The organism is Thermotoga profunda AZM34c06, from assembly GCF_000828675.1.
GTDB classification, from domain to species: domain Bacteria; phylum Thermotogota; class Thermotogae; order Thermotogales; family DSM-5069; genus Pseudothermotoga_B; species Pseudothermotoga_B profunda.
Genome location: NZ_AP014510.1, coordinates 883,434 through 898,118, shown reverse-complemented (window position 1 = coordinate 898,118; position 14,685 = coordinate 883,434). Strand labels below are relative to the sequence as shown.

18 protein-coding genes are annotated in these 14,685 nt (G+C 39.9%); 12 read left to right on the top strand and 6 right to left on the bottom strand.

What is annotated here, in order from left to right:
• Nucleotides 1-4: 4 nt before the first annotated feature.
• From TSP02S_RS04290 to TSP02S_RS04265, 6 genes are read right to left on the bottom strand one after another with little or no spacing between them, the layout of a single operon-like run.
• Nucleotides 5-454, bottom strand: a complete 450-nt coding sequence (locus TSP02S_RS04290; protein ID WP_041082156.1) for a YaaR family protein — start codon at nt 452-454, stop codon at nt 5-7.
• Nucleotides 451-1,503: an S-methyl-5-thioribose-1-phosphate isomerase gene (gene mtnA, locus TSP02S_RS04285; protein ID WP_041082154.1), complete on the bottom strand. Its 1,053-nt coding sequence runs from the start codon at nt 1,501-1,503 to the stop codon at nt 451-453. Before mtnA ends, TSP02S_RS04290 begins: the two co-directional genes overlap by 4 nt.
• Complete coding sequence (locus TSP02S_RS04280) at nt 1,500-2,528, bottom strand: peptidyl-prolyl cis-trans isomerase (RefSeq protein ID WP_041082152.1); 1,029 nt, start codon at nt 2,526-2,528, stop codon at nt 1,500-1,502. Before TSP02S_RS04280 ends, mtnA begins: the two co-directional genes overlap by 4 nt.
• Nucleotides 2,525-3,301 (bottom strand): nucleoside triphosphate pyrophosphohydrolase, encoded by a 777-nt coding sequence (gene mazG / locus TSP02S_RS04275; RefSeq protein ID WP_041082151.1) that lies wholly within the window; start codon nt 3,299-3,301, stop codon nt 2,525-2,527. Before mazG ends, TSP02S_RS04280 begins: the two co-directional genes overlap by 4 nt.
• Before the next feature lies 1 nt (nt 3,302).
• Nucleotides 3,303-3,950, bottom strand: coding sequence for a DUF47 domain-containing protein (locus TSP02S_RS04270; protein ID WP_041082149.1), 648 nt, complete (start codon nt 3,948-3,950; stop codon nt 3,303-3,305).
• A 1-nt stretch (nt 3,951) separates the two neighbouring features.
• Nucleotides 3,952-4,887, bottom strand: coding sequence for an inorganic phosphate transporter (locus tag TSP02S_RS04265; RefSeq protein ID WP_082025902.1), 936 nt, complete (start codon nt 4,885-4,887; stop codon nt 3,952-3,954).
• A gap of 124 nt (nt 4,888-5,011) precedes the next feature.
• Here TSP02S_RS04265 and TSP02S_RS04260 point away from each other — a divergent pair, with 124 nt between their 5' ends.
• From TSP02S_RS04260 to fliE, 12 genes are read left to right on the top strand one after another with little or no spacing between them, the layout of a single operon-like run.
• Nucleotides 5,012-5,611, top strand: a complete 600-nt coding sequence (locus tag TSP02S_RS04260) for an AroM family protein (RefSeq protein ID WP_041082147.1) — start codon at nt 5,012-5,014, stop codon at nt 5,609-5,611.
• A 14-nt stretch (nt 5,612-5,625) separates the two neighbouring features.
• Nucleotides 5,626-7,164: an ABC transporter substrate-binding protein gene (locus tag TSP02S_RS04255; RefSeq protein ID WP_041082146.1), complete on the top strand. Its 1,539-nt coding sequence runs from the start codon at nt 5,626-5,628 to the stop codon at nt 7,162-7,164.
• Between the two features lie 42 nt (nt 7,165-7,206).
• Nucleotides 7,207-8,163: an ABC transporter permease gene (locus tag TSP02S_RS04250; protein ID WP_041082144.1), complete on the top strand. Its 957-nt coding sequence runs from the start codon at nt 7,207-7,209 to the stop codon at nt 8,161-8,163.
• Between the two features lie 7 nt (nt 8,164-8,170).
• Nucleotides 8,171-8,986: an ABC transporter permease gene (locus tag TSP02S_RS04245; protein WP_052465313.1), complete on the top strand. Its 816-nt coding sequence runs from the start codon at nt 8,171-8,173 to the stop codon at nt 8,984-8,986.
• A 6-nt stretch (nt 8,987-8,992) separates the two neighbouring features.
• A complete protein-coding gene (locus TSP02S_RS04240) occupies nt 8,993-10,165 on the top strand; it encodes a M20 family metallopeptidase (RefSeq protein WP_041082140.1) in 1,173 nt (390 codons plus the stop codon).
• A complete protein-coding gene (locus TSP02S_RS04235; protein ID WP_041082138.1) occupies nt 10,162-11,121 on the top strand; it encodes an ABC transporter ATP-binding protein in 960 nt (319 codons plus the stop codon). Before TSP02S_RS04240 ends, TSP02S_RS04235 begins: the two co-directional genes overlap by 4 nt.
• 3 nt (nt 11,122-11,124) lie before the next feature.
• A complete protein-coding gene (locus TSP02S_RS04230; protein ID WP_041082136.1) occupies nt 11,125-12,054 on the top strand; it encodes an ABC transporter ATP-binding protein in 930 nt (309 codons plus the stop codon).
• A gap of 13 nt (nt 12,055-12,067) precedes the next feature.
• Nucleotides 12,068-12,991 carry a DUF1177 domain-containing protein gene (locus tag TSP02S_RS04225; RefSeq protein WP_041082134.1) on the top strand — a complete coding sequence of 308 codons (924 nt, stop codon included), beginning with the start codon at nt 12,068-12,070 and terminating at the stop codon, nt 12,989-12,991.
• Complete coding sequence (locus tag TSP02S_RS04220; RefSeq protein ID WP_041082132.1) at nt 12,988-13,548, top strand: helix-turn-helix domain-containing protein; 561 nt, start codon at nt 12,988-12,990, stop codon at nt 13,546-13,548. The genes TSP02S_RS04225 and TSP02S_RS04220 overlap by 4 nt, the downstream gene beginning before the upstream one ends.
• Before the next feature lie 46 nt (nt 13,549-13,594).
• Nucleotides 13,595-13,972: a flagellar basal body rod protein FlgB gene (gene flgB, locus TSP02S_RS04215; RefSeq protein ID WP_041082130.1), complete on the top strand. Its 378-nt coding sequence runs from the start codon at nt 13,595-13,597 to the stop codon at nt 13,970-13,972.
• Between the two features lie 4 nt (nt 13,973-13,976).
• Nucleotides 13,977-14,390 (top strand): flagellar basal body rod protein FlgC, encoded by a 414-nt coding sequence (flgC, locus tag TSP02S_RS04210; RefSeq protein ID WP_041082128.1) that lies wholly within the window; start codon nt 13,977-13,979, stop codon nt 14,388-14,390.
• Between the two features lie 4 nt (nt 14,391-14,394).
• The gene (fliE, locus tag TSP02S_RS04205) at nt 14,395-14,685 is read left to right on the top strand and encodes a flagellar hook-basal body complex protein FliE (protein ID WP_041082126.1); all 291 of its coding nucleotides are present in this window, start codon (nt 14,395-14,397) and stop codon (nt 14,683-14,685) included.

The window sequence follows — 14,685 nt, the reverse complement described above, 5'->3', positions numbered from 1 at the left end:
CTGCTCACCTGTATAGATCCATGAGCAAGCCGTATATCTCTTGAACTCTGGCTGCAAGCATGATCGCACCTTTTTCAGCTTCTATCAAATCCTTCGCAATCTGTTCTAATCTTTGATCGATCTCTTGACCTACAACATGTAGATCGATATCTTTTGAGATCTGCTTCCCTATTTTGTATAGCCTTTTCTCAATCACTTTGAGAAATTCTTTTACGCTCTCCCGGTATTTCTTGAGGTTCTCCTGGGTGGGAGATCTGACAAGCTCATTACCTGAATTGACGACCTTCTTGATCAATTGCTCCAGAAGTTCGTCTAACTTTTCTTCTTCGACATCTTCAAGGATTTCAAAAAAACCAGATTTTGAGACTTCACTCAATCCCTTTGATTTTATCTGTTTTTTTCTCTTTACCTCAGAACTTTTGAATTTTCCATCCTCTAAGGGATCTATCCTCACATTTGGTCCTCCAGTGAAAATAGTTTTCTGATACTTTCACTGTATGGTTTTCTCAAGACTCCCTTTTGCGTTATTATCGCGCTTATCAATTCGTGCTCTGTGACATCAAAAGCGGGATTGTAAACTTTGACACCATCGGCAGCAATTCTTTTTCCATTTATATGTGTGACCTCTTCGTGAGAACGTTCCTCTATAGGGATTTGGGTGCCGTCTTTAATCTTTATATCTATCGTCGAAATGGGTGCTGCAACGTAAAAAGGCACGCCATTTTTATTCGCAAGAACTGCAACGGAATAAGTACCTATTTTATTTGCCACATCGCCATTTGCAGCTATTCTATCGGCTCCAACGATCACGGCATTGACCTTACCTTGTTTCATAACCCAGCCAGCCATATTGTCCGTTATGAGTATTGTTTCAACACCGAGTTGTACCAATTCCCAAGCAGTTAAACGTGATCCTTGTAAATAAGGCCTTGTTTCATCTACATAAACTCTTATCTTTTTACCGTTTTCAACTGCTGCCCTTATCACTCCAAGAGCAGTACCGTAATCCACTGTTGCCAGAGCACCAGCATTACAGTGCGTTAAAACCGTGTCGCCATCTTTCAACAAAGTTTGTCCATACATTCCAATGGCTTTGTTCACTTTTATATCTTCGTTTGCAATTTCTATAGCTTCTTTTTCAAGAACAGATACAAGTTGATCAACATCGTCAATTTGATCCATTTTGTTGTATATGCGTTCCAATGCCCAGAAAAGATTAACTGCGGTTGGACGAGTTGATGCGAGAACTTCTTTGACTGTTTTCATGTGTTCAACAAAACTCTTTTCCTTCAGATTCGAAAATTGCTTTGCTCCAAGTACAAATCCAAATGCTGCTACCGCACCTATGGCAGGGGCGCCACGGACGATCATCTCCTTGATCGCCCGTGCAACCTCTTGATAAGTTTTACATTCAATATACTCAACAACGTGTGGTAACTTTCTTTGATCAACAAGTACAAGAGAATCTCCTGTCCATTCCAAAGTTATTGTCTTAAGATTCATTGATTTGCTTGTCCTCCTTCTGCTAACAGATAGATATTTATCGTGCTGGAATTTTTAAATGGTATGAATTGCTGAGATATCCAATCCTGCCAAAGTTGTTGAGCTTTTTGCTGGGTTAAGTACTGATATATATCGTTCATAACGTTTTCGAATGCCTCATATCCCTTTGGTCTTTTATCCAAAATACGATAGATTTCCCATCCACCTGTACTTTGAAGTGGTCCAAGCGTTGCACCTTTAGGACTTGCGAAGATCTTCTCTTCTATGTCGGTTGCTATCAATCCACTGTTACGCTCAACCCATCCAAGATCCCCTGCTTTGCCCTTGGTAAGAGGATCGATAGATACATCACTTGCAACTTGAGAAAATTCCTCACCAGCTCTTATACGATCAAGGACCTTGTCAGCCTTTTCCTTACTGTCCACGATAATGCGCAACAATTTTGCCGCTTCTTCGACAGCAAAATAATCCTTGTTTTCTTCATAAAACTTTTTTGCTTCTTCCTCAGTAACAGTTGCCGAGGAAGTAACTTGTTGTTGAATCAAAGTAACAGCTTGCTGAACAGAGAAGATCCACCTCAATCTATCCTTGAATGATTCAAGATCCCCTAATCCAGATTGTTTTAGATACCAATCCAAATCGGTCTCTGTCATGCCATACTGGGTAAGTGTTTTGTTCAGTTCATCTGAAACCATTTTCTCGATATCCTCTTTCTGGATAATTATATTCATCTTTTCAGCAATTTGTTTGATCAACACTTGGTCTATAAGGCTGTTCAATACTTCTCTCTTGTAACGAAGCAAAAGATTCATGCCTTCCGATGTACCTGTGAGAACTTCATAAAATCTGTCGTCAATGGACTGGATCTGAACTAACAGCCTGTTAAGGTTTGCCTCTCTGTCCAGTTCAGCCATGGTAATAGGTGTACCGTTGACTTCAGCAACTACCGTTGTTGCTGGTTGGGTTTGTTGAGCGAACAAAAAAACTGTTAAAAAGATTGCGCAGAACACGAAAAACTTCTTCATTTTGATTCTCCTCCCTTCACTTCTTCCCAAAGTGCATCGAGTTGAGCAAGGGAAAGTTTCTTCATATCCAATCCTCTTGCTCTGGCAAATTCTTCAACAATTTGAAATCTTCTGACAAATTTCTCGGTTGCCTTTCTCAAAGCAATTTCGGGGTCTAAATCCAAAAATCGTGCTACGTTGACTACTGCAAATAGTAAATCACCTAATTCTTCTTCAAGTTTATTCCTTTGACCCTTTCCCATAGCCTCTTTCAATTCTTGAATTTCCTCATCGATCTTTTGTAAAGCACCTGAAACATCAGGCCAGTCAAAACCAACTGCTGCAGCATTTTCTTGAATCCTTCGCGCAAGACTCAATGCCGGAAGTGCGTGATTGACTTTACCAATTGCGGAAGATTTTTCCTCTCCTTTCTCTTGAGATTTGATCTTCTCCCATTGTTGATAGGAATACCCGGGACTGTCTCCAAAAACATGCGGATGTCTTCTGATGAGTTTTTCATTCAAAGATTTTATAACTTCTTCAATCTGAAAAGTTCCTCTTTCTGATGCGATCTGACTGTGAAAAACAACTTGAAGCAACACATCACCAAGCTCTTCTTTCATTTTTTGATCATCTTTTTGATCTATTGTTTCAATCAATTCAAAGATTTCCTCAACCAAATAAGATTTTAAACTTTCATGAGTTTGTTGTCTATCCCACTCACATCCTCTCTCAGATCTCAATTTTCTCATTATTGAAACTAATTCTTCGAAGCTCTGACCAATCTGTGACAAATCACACCCTCCTTTTTAATGATACTATCTCTACTCTATCGGAACAATCCTCGGCGCGATCTGCAATATCGGCGATATTTCTAACGAGTTCTTTGAGTTGCATCTTATGTCCATTCGAAATATCCATTCTGTATATCTGCTTGATCAAACATCTCTCAACACCATCGACTTCATGTTCTTTTTGTTCAACCAACAGGACATGTTCCTCTATTTTTTCGAGATCTTCAAACAAATCTTTTATCGAAACCTTTAATGCTTCGTACGTTTCAACACAAATGTCAAACAATTTTAGCAATTGGGAATTCAAAGAATCAGGAATAATAGGATGCTCAAGTTCAAGAATATCAGCCACATATTCTCCTTTATTTCCAACTTTGTCTGCCGCTTCAATGATACCGAGTAGATCCCCCCTGAAATTCGGTAAAAATGCACCACTGTACATCATTGTCTCAGCTTCTCTTCTCGCAATATCCGCTTGATGCTCATAATATCTCACTCTTTCAGCAAGAGACTCGATTTCGTCAATTTCATGATTTAGATATTTCTCAATGAGCTTTCTAAGTTCCTGAAGCTCTGTACTCATGATATCCAGATGTTCCAAAACTTTTTTTATTATCTCCTGTTCCTTTCTTCCAACTATCCAACCCATATTAACCTCCTCTCAATACAAGATAGAGGAAAACAGAGATAATACCACCAACACATGGCGTCAATGTCAAACCAAGGACAATCCTAACCTTCGTTTTTCTGCTACTCAGACGTTCACCTCTACTCATACCCGCACCTATCACCGCACCCACAGTGGACTGCGTGGCAGAAATTGGAACACCTACTAAGGAGAATATAAAGACATTTGTTGCCATAGAAATAGATGCAACAAGTGATGAAAAATGATCCAACAATATTATACTTTTTCCAATGACAAAAGTCATCCTCTTACTGAAAATCAGAACACCAAAACCTATACAAACACCACCAACTAATTGAGCCAAAAATGGGTCCAGACCCATTTCAACAAAAGAACCAGCAACATTAGCAACATTGTTAGCTCCAAGTGAATATGCACTATAACAAACCGCTATAAAACTCGCATATCTCAAGAGCAAATCTTGCACGTAAATGCTTCTCAAATGTCTGAAGATAACCGCTAATATTCTGTACACAACAAAAGCCAGAAAACTTGCAAGAAGCGGTGTAAAAACCCAAACTAAGATTATCTTTAGCAGAACAAACCATCTCACATTCTCGGGCCCGAAAATCAGTCCGATACCAATGAGTGAACCAACGACTGCCTGAGAGACTGAAGCTGGAGCTTTTAAAGATATCATCAAAATAACGGTTATTGCTGCAGACAATATTGCTATCGAAATCTGATATTGATCGAGTGTGGTCAGAGTATTCAAAGTCTTTATACCTTCACGACCGCCAAAGATCGCACCCAAGATCACAAAAAGACTGCTGATCAAAACAGCTGTTCTTCGTTTGATCGACCCCACAGCCACAAGGGGGCCAAAGATACTTGCGCCATCATTTGCACCTAATACAAGTCCGAGTGCAATACCAGGTATCAGGTACAACATGCTCATTGTTCACCATCCTTTTAATTACAGTGAATCTTATTATACAACTTAAAAAGCCCAATGAACTAAATGTTGACACTTCAAAGTACGTTTAGTATAATTAATTAAACAATAGTGGGGGTAAAGAAAAATGCTTTTCATCACCATAGGTGAGAGCCCGAGAAACGACGTGATTCCAGAGTTAATGAAAATAATCGGTAAAGACTTTGCATATCGCGAAATAGGTCTCATAGATAACGTTGAACCTTCTATTTATGCGCCGATGGGCCCAGACGATCTCCTTGTCAGTAGAAAGAACGATGGTACAATCTCTTATATATCACACAAATGGGTATGCAAAAAACTTTCAAAGATGGTATTCGATGAGCCTACAGTCCTTCTCTGCACTGCAAAATTTGACAATGATAGATTGATCTTGCCATACAAAGTTATCAACAGTTTTTTCCAGGCATTGCCAAAGGTTCAAAATGCGACCGTTATAGTACCGCAAAAAGATCAATGCAAAGACGCCATGAAAAGATGGAATGAAATCGCACAAAAGGTGAACTGCATAGCTTTTTCACCATATACAGAAGATCATTTGGATTTTGATCTAACTGATCAACAACTCATCTATTTAGATTGCATTGGATATACATTGGAGCATGAAAAATTCTTTAGAAGATATACAAAAGGTATTGTTTTGAGTGCAAGGAGGATTTTGGGGAACTATTTAAGAACTTTACTCTAAAAGGGGGTGTTCAAATGAAAAAGTGGGTTTTGGTGTTTTTTTTGGTAGCTTTGTTCAGTTTCGTCTTGGCAGCGCCAAACTACGATTCAGTTATTACAGTTGGCTCAGATCAAAATCCAACAACTATGGATCCCGCCATGTATCAAGACCTTGCCTCAGCACAGGTTATGAGAAATGTCTTTGAAACCCTTGTTGCGTACGATGCAGAAGTCAAGGAAATTCATCCTCTCCTTGCTGAGTCATGGGAAGTTAGTTCAGATCTGAAGGAATGGACTTTCAAACTGAGAAAAGGAGTTCATTTCCAGAAAGGAAAGTTCCAGGATGGAAGGGAAATGACCGCCGAAGATGTGAAGTACAGTTTTGAAAGGGAGATATCAATTTCGCCGATGGTTAGAATCTATATGGTGGATCGTGTTGAAGTTCTGGATAGATACACTGTAAAAATCACACTCAAATATCCCTACGCTCCGTTCTTGACAGTTTTAACAGATATAGGTGCAGCAATTGTTCCGAAGGAAGAATGTGAGGGATGGAAAGATCAATTCACACTCCACCCAGTAGGAACAGGTCCTTTCAGAATGGTCGAATGGGTAAAAGACAGTCACATGGTCTTTGAGAGAAATGAAGATTACTGGGGTGAAAAACCATACTTAAAACAAATCACATACAAATTCATACCAGATAAATCTGTACTGACGGTAGCATTGCTGAGTGGACAAGTGGACATAACGAGCGATATTCTCGATCAAGATATTCCCAAGGTAAATGCCAGTTCAAATGTCGAGGCAAGAATGGTTGGAGGATGTAATGTCTACGCAGTTTACTTGAGTTCGATCAAGGGACCGACAACCGATAAAAGAATCAGAGAGGCATTTTTCAGGGGAATAGATGTCGAACAACTCGTCAAAGTCATCTTTCCAAATGGAACTGCCGAAGCAGCTTATGGTCCTATCCCAACAGGTTCCTGGGCATATAATCCTAATGTGAAGTCTTTCTACACCAAATACGATCCAGAGAAAGCAAAACAACTCTTGAAAGAAGCTGGGTATGAAAACAAACCAGTCAAACTCACCATCTACACACCAGAAGACCCCAACAGAAGAAAGGCTGCTGTGATAATCCAGTCAATGCTCAAAAAAGTCGGTTTCGAAATCGAGGTCCAATCACTCGAATGGGGCGCCTTCACCGGAACTACTTCCAAAGGCGATGCGGATGCATATACTATCGGCTGGACGTGGTATCCTGACCCAGAATTCTTTATCTTCTATATGTTCCACTCTTCAAGAAAGGGAACCTATGGAAATGGTGGAGGCTATAACAATCCAGAAGTAGACAAATACATTGAACTGGGGGAATCATCGGTTGATCAGGCAAAAAGAACAGAATATTATAGAAAAGCAGAAGAACTGATTATGAAAGATATGGTTTACTTTCCAATGTGGCACAAATTAGTCGTTAATGGAGTTAACAAGAAGGTTCAAGGTTACAAACCATCTCCCGACATGATGATTCGCTTGTTCGCACCAGGTACAAATGTGTGGGTTGAGAAATGAGCCAAGGGCGCGCAAGCGCTCTTGGTTTCTTGGAGTGATTGAATGGGAAAGTATGTCGCAAAAAGACTTCTTCAAGTTATTCCTACGCTTTTCTTCGTGATACTGACTGTCTTTTTGATAATGAAAATGATACCAGGAGATCCAGCCATGGTGCTACTTGGTCCACAGGCAAGATCCGAGGACATCGCACGATTCAGACAACAACTTGGCCTGGATAAACCTGTTTTGATACAATTTGTCATCTATTTGAAAAGGGTTCTAACGGGAGATCTCGGAAATTCTCTCATATATAGACAAAATGTTTTATCACTCATTCTTGAAAGACTACCAACAACCATCACGTTGAGTTTGTGTGCGTTACTGATAGCCGTTGTTATAGGTATTCCATCAGGTATCTTGGCGGCAATGAAACACAACTCTTTTGTCGATTTATTTGTGACTGTGTTGGCTTTGATAGGTATCTCCATTCCAATATTCTGGTTCGGTATGGTCTTGATAATCGTCTTTTCATTACAACTTGGTTGGTTACCCGCTGTTGGTCTTGGTAACCCAACTAAGGGTTTGTGGGATGTCATAAGCCATTTCATACTACCATCCTTCGCGTTGGGGATTCTTTCGACGGGAACAATTGCCCGTTTTACAAGATCGAGCATGCTTGAAGTTCTGAATCAAGACTACATAAGAACAGCTTATGCCAAGGGACTAAAGAGAAATCTGATTCTTTATAGACATGCTTTGAAAAACGCACTCATACCCGTGATAACAGTCATAGGTTTGCAGCTTGGAAATCTTCTTGCAGGTGCAGTTTTGACAGAAACAGTCTTTGCTCTGCCAGGACTTGGTAAATTGATGGTAGATGGGATTTTCAGGCGTGATTATATGCTCGTACAGGGAGAAGTTCTCTTTATAGCCATCATGTATATTTTTGTGAATCTCATCGTGGATATAACTTACGCTTTGATAAATCCCAAGATAAGACATTCTTACAGGAGTGTGTGATAACATTATGAAATTTCTCAACAAACAAATCGTATTTGGATTGGCAATAGTTCTTGTTAATATCTTTGCGGCAATCTTTGCTCCGATTTTGGCAACGCATCCCGTTGATGACATGGATTTTCTGTACATCTTTGCAAAACCAGGTGAAGGTGGACACATATTGGGAACAGATGATTATGGAAGGGATATATTTTCCAGATTAGTTTATGGCAGTAGAATTTCATTAATGGTCGGAATAATCGCTGTTGGGATAGGTGCACTTATCGGAACTTTTTTTGGTATCCTGTCTGGTTATTTCGGTGGTTTTGTCGACGCTCTTATAATGAGATTTACAGATGCTTTATTGTCTTTTCCATATGTACTTCTCGCAATTGCCATGATGGCCGTTTTGGGTGCTGGTTTGTTCAATGCAATGCTTGCCATAGGAATTGTTATGGTGCCAAGTTTCGCAAGAGTAATGAGAAGTGCCGTGATGAATATCAAAAATGAAGAATTTATACTCGCAGCAAAATCAATGGGTGCTTCTCACTTGTGGATAATCTTTCAGCACATTTTGCCAAATGTTGTACCCGTATTGATAGTCTATTCATCTTTGAATTTTGCTGGTGCAGTGATAAGTGAAGCCACTCTGAGTTTTTTGGGGCTTGGAATTCAACCACCAACACCATCGTGGGGAAGTATGCTTTCAGAAGCCAAAAATTATCTTCAGACAGCTCCACACATGGCAATCTTTCCAGGGCTTGCAATACTCATCACCTGTCTTGGTTTCAACATACTCGGTGATGGCTTGAGAGACCTATTAGATCCGAGACTGAAAAAATAAGGAGTGATGATCTTGAAGGACAAAATCTGTGAAAAAATCGATCTTTTGAAAAATGAATTGGTGAAAATCGCAAAAACTATTTTCCAGATTGCAGAGCTTTCTCATCAAGAATTCAGATCTTCAAAGTTACTCGCAGATTTTCTTCAAGAAAATGGTTTCTCTGTTGAAAGAAAAATAGGAGGGCTTGAAACAGCTTTTATAGCAACAGCAGGTCATGGAAAACCCAAGATAGCTCTTCTGGCTGAATACGATGCATTACCAGCGATAGGTCATGCCTGTGGTCATAATATGATAGGTACTATGAGTTGTGGTGCAGCCGTTGGCCTTAAGAAAGCTTTTCAAGACCTTCCATTCACACTTGTAGTTGTTGGCTGTCCTGCGGAAGAGCATGGAGCTGGCAAAAAAGAACTAATAAAAGCTGGTGTTTTCAAAGATATTGATATTGCAATGATGATCCATCCAGCTTCAATGAGTACAGGTTTTGATATTGCGTATGCGATAAGACGTTTCAAAATAGAATTTTTCGGAAAATCAGCACATGCAGCAGCCGATCCAGCAAAAGGCATAAACGCACTCGATGCAATGATACTTTTATTCAGCTCGATTGGTCTGTTGAGGCAGCAACTTCCAGAAAAGGTCAGAATCCATGGAATAATCACCAATGGTGGACAATCTTTTAACACCATTCCAGAGTATACATGTGCAGAAATTGGTTTGAGGGCTCTGACAATCGGAGAGGTGAATTTCTTAGAACAAAAATTGAGGAATCTTGTACAAGGTGCTTGTAACATGACCGGTTGTGTCAGCAATATCACAGTCGAGGAAGAGATGCCCGAAGTCTATGTGAACGTACCACTTGCAAAAACTCTTGAAGAGAACTACAAATTCGTCGGTGAAAAAATCGCAGCCAGAACTTATGAACAAGGTGTTGGCTCGACAGATATGGGTGCGGTAACACAGATCGTTCCGGCAATCCATGCATATATAAATATAACAGGTGACAAAATCATACCGACTCATACAAAAGAATTCGCCGAGGCATCCAATTCAGAATACGGTTATAATGCCATGATAAGAGCTACCAAGGCACTCGCACTGACTGTTTTTGATCTTGTAAATAACTCAAACCTTCTTGAACAAGTTAAGGAATATTTCATCAACAGGAGGAGAGAGTTTTGAATCCTCTTTTGTCTGTTGAAGATCTCACAGTGGAATTCAAAACATCACACGCAACACTTAAGGCACCCGATGGTATCTCTTTTAAGGTGTTTGAAAATGAATGTGTCGGGATTGTTGGAGAAAGTGGATCGGGTAAGAGTGTGACTGCCCTTGCGATAATGGGACTCATTCCAAAACCACAAGGGAAAATAGTCAAAGGAAAGATAATCTTTGAGGGTCAAGATCTTCTGAGAACCAATACCCACCCTCGTGGTACAAAAATCAGCATGGTTTTTCAAAATCCGCTGAACTCACTCAACCCAAATATAAAGATTGGAAAACAACTCTCAGAGGTCCTTGAACAACATTATGGTATGTCGTACAAAGAGGCGATAGAGAAAGTCACAACGATAATGAGACAACTCGGCATACCAGAACCCGAGAAGATGGTCTACAGATACCCTTTTGAATACAGTGGCGGAATGAGACAGAGAGCCATGATAGCCATGGCAATGTTGTGTAACCCAAAATTACTCATAGCAGACGAACCAACAACTGCCCTTGATGTAACAATACAAGCCCAGATAATACAGCTCTTCAAGAAATTGAAAACCGAATCTAAGACTTCGATTCTTTTCATAAGTCACGATCTCAGTGTCATCTCTCAAATTGCAGATACAGTAATCGTGATGTATGCAGGGAAGATATGTGAGATATCCAGTACCAGAAAAATCTTTGAAAAACCTTTACACCCATACACGATTGGTCTGATCTCGTCCATACCAACCATGAAAGAAAGAAAGACAAAGCTCAAATCAATTGAAGGTAATGTCCCAAGTCTTGTCAATCCTCCAACTGGCTGTAGGTTTCATCCCAGATGCTCACAAAAGATGTCAATCTGTACTGAGAGAGAACCAGAAGAATTCTCGGTTGATGATAGATTAGTGAAATGCTGGCTCTATAAAGGGGTTGACTAATAGATGCTCTTGAAAGTTGAGAATTTGTGCAAAGATTTTCCAGTGGAGTTCAATGTTTTTGGAAAACCCATCAAATTCTTGAGAGCTGTACAGGAAGTTTCTTTTGAAGTCGAAAAAGGTTCTGTCTTCAGCATAGTTGGTGAAAGTGGTTCTGGAAAGTCAACGATCGCTCGGATTTTGAGTGGAATTTATAAACCTTCATCGGGAAAAATCTTCTATGAAGGCAATTTGAGGGAAAATTTGAAAAACCGAGATATTCAAATGATTTTCCAAGATCCAGACAGTTCACTGGACCCAAGGAAAACAGTGGCATTCATTGTCGAAGAAGGATTGCGTGTGCACAAAATTTCAAACAAAAATGAACGTAAGAAGCTTGTCATAAACGCAATTAAATCCGTTGGTTTGACAGAAGATGTACTCAAAAAGTACCCTCATCAACTGAGTGGTGGGCAAAAACAAAGAGTTGCAATCGCAAGATCACTGGTTCTTAGACCAAAGCTGTTGATACTGGATGAACCAACCTCAGCTCTCGATGTATCAGTTCAGGCACAGATACTGAACTTACTCATGGAACTAAAGGAAAAATATGAATTGACTTACATACTCATTACTCATGACTTGAAAATCGTAAATCACATCTCAGACCAAACAATGGTGATGTATCTTGGTCAGATCATGGAAATGGGAAAAACAGAACATGTAATGCAAGAACCTCTACATCCATACACAAAAGGACTTTTGGAATCTATACCGAAGATTGGTATAGAAAACCTCGCAGGTTTTTCCATAAAAGGTGAAATTCCAAGTCCACTCAACCCACCAGAAGGTTGTGTTTTTAAAACAAGATGTCCCGTGGCCTTTGAAAAATGCTCAGAAAAACCAAAACTCGTTGAGATCAAAAACAGAAAGATTAGATGTCATCTTTACACATAGGGAGGTATGAAAAATGCTGACTCAGGTTCTTAAGATAATGGAATTGTTGGATGATCCCAAAGTAAGTGGTAAAGATGTCTGTGAATTTTTCAAGAATTACAAAAATGTCGAAGCAGAGTTTGAAGAAGTTGTGACGTCAAAGGGAAAGACAGATATAGTGAGAATAACTATAGAAGGAGAAGATAAAAAGGCACCTGTTCTTGGGATCGTTGGACAATTAGGTGGAGTTGGTGCAAGACCACAGATGGTAGGAGTTGTGAGTGACGCCGATGGTGCAATAGCGGCATTAGCGGCGGCTTTGAAGATTGCACAAATGAAAGAAAAAGGTGAATCTCTTGCAGGTACAGTGTACATAGCAACTCACATTTGTCCAGATGCCCCTACAATCGACCACAAACCAGTACCATTTATGGATTCACCTATTGGTGTAAGGGAAGTTTTAAAATTGATGTTGAACAGACATGTTGATGCTGTTCTTTCGATAGACACGACGAAAGGAAATCGCATTGCCAAAAGAAAAGGATTTGCAATTTCACCAACCGTACTGAAAGGTTATATACTAAAGGTAGCAGATGATTTATTGGATATATACGAAAGAGTTTGTGGAACGATGCCGTTTGTTTTACCAATAACAATTCAAGATATTACGCCATATGGGAATGGGGTGTATCATTTAAATAGCATTATGCAACCTTGTACTGTCGTTGATGTACCTGTTGTAGGAGTCGCTATTACAACAGATATCCCAGTCGCAGGGTGTGCAACGGGTGCTTCACATGAAATAGATATAGAGCTTGCTTCTCGTTTTTGCGTTGAAGTGGCAAAATATTTCGGTAGAGGACAAATAAATTTCTATGATGAAAAAGAATTCGAAAGATTACAAAATTTGTATGGTGATTTGACCTTTCTTGTATCTGGAAAGGGGTGTGACGAATGAGTGGCAGTGAACTTGACAACATAGGCGGAAAGATAAGAACATTGAGACAATCCAAGCAGATGACAGTCAGAGAACTCGCAAAATTAGCAGATGTAACACCTGGCTTGATAAGCCAAATCGAGCATGGCAAGGTTTCACCTTCTTTGAGTACCTTGAAGAAGATTCTTGCAGCACTGGGAGAAACGATTATATCACTTGTCGAACAAGATATTGGCGAACAAGCCCTCAAAGGAATCATTAGAAAAGAAGAAAGGCGTAGGGTTTTTGTATCGCCAGGTCTTACTTACGAACTCATTTCTTCAAAAAACAAGGCTTATTCAATGTTCATCTCCTATCTCGAACCTGGTTATGATAGTGGGGAAAACTTCTATTCTCACGATGGCATTGAATCTGGATTAGTTATCCAGGGATCAGTCGAGATATCGCTCGGTGACAAATCAGTTATTTTAAACGAAGGTGACAGTATAACTTATCCATCGACGATACCACACAAGTGGAAAAACGTCGGTAAAGTACCAGCAGTGGGAGTGTGGGTTGTCAGCCCCCCGAGTTTTTAGGAAAAACGATGACCTTTGTAGAAAAGATACTCAGGGAGTGAAAAGGTTGTTCAATGCCAATTTTCAGATAATAAAAACGGGAATGGATGTAGCGATGCTCAGGCAAAATGTACATGCTCAGAATGTTGCCAATGCCGAGACACCAGGATACAAGAGAAAATATGTGGTTTTCGAAGAGCTTCTTAAAGAATCAATGAGATTGCAGTTAACAACTACAGACACAGAGCATCTCCAAGCTACACAACAACTTGCACAGCCAAAGATCGAACAAGAAAAGAATTTCTTCTACAAAAACGACGAAAACGGTGTGGATATAGATTATGAAATCGCACAGATGACTGCTAATGGTTTAAGGTACGAGGTTCTTTCAAGGTTAATGTCGAAGAATATAGAATACTACAACATCGTCTTGAGGAGTGCATGATAGAATGAATGAGTTTTTGATAATGAATGTCAGTGCCTCGGGGATGACAGCCCAGAGGTTGAGAATTGACACGATTTCAAGCAATATTGCTAATTCAGAAACGACAAGAACAGAAAACGGTACACCATACAGAAGACGCGTCCCTATTTTTTCGGAGTATCTAATGGGAGACGGGAAGACAAAGAGCAGCGGAGTCAAAGTTGTGAGAATTGAGGAAGACCCTTCACCCTTTAGATTGGTTTATGATCCAACACATCCTGATGCCGATGAAAATGGTTATGTGAGTCTTCCAAATGTCAATGTCTTAAGAGAAATGGTAGACTTGATTAGTGCACAGCGATCGTACGATGCGAACGTTGCGGCTTTCAATGTGACAAAGTCAATGATAAACAGCGCCCTTCAGATAGGGAGGGGATGATTGAATGATTGACAGAATATCTAATATTGGGCAGAATTTGAACCAAGCAGGTCAGACTTCACAGACAAAAAACCAAGGAGACTTTGCTGATATACTCAAAAATGCCATAGAAAAGGTCAACCAAATACAGAAGAACGCAGAGCAGATGTCTGCCGACTTTGCACTTGGAAAGATCAGTAACATCCACGAAGTGATCATTGAAGCAGAAAAGGCAACTATAGCTCTGAGATTGACAACAGAAGTCAGAAATAGAATCGTACAAGCCTATCAAGAAATAATGAGAATGCAACTATAA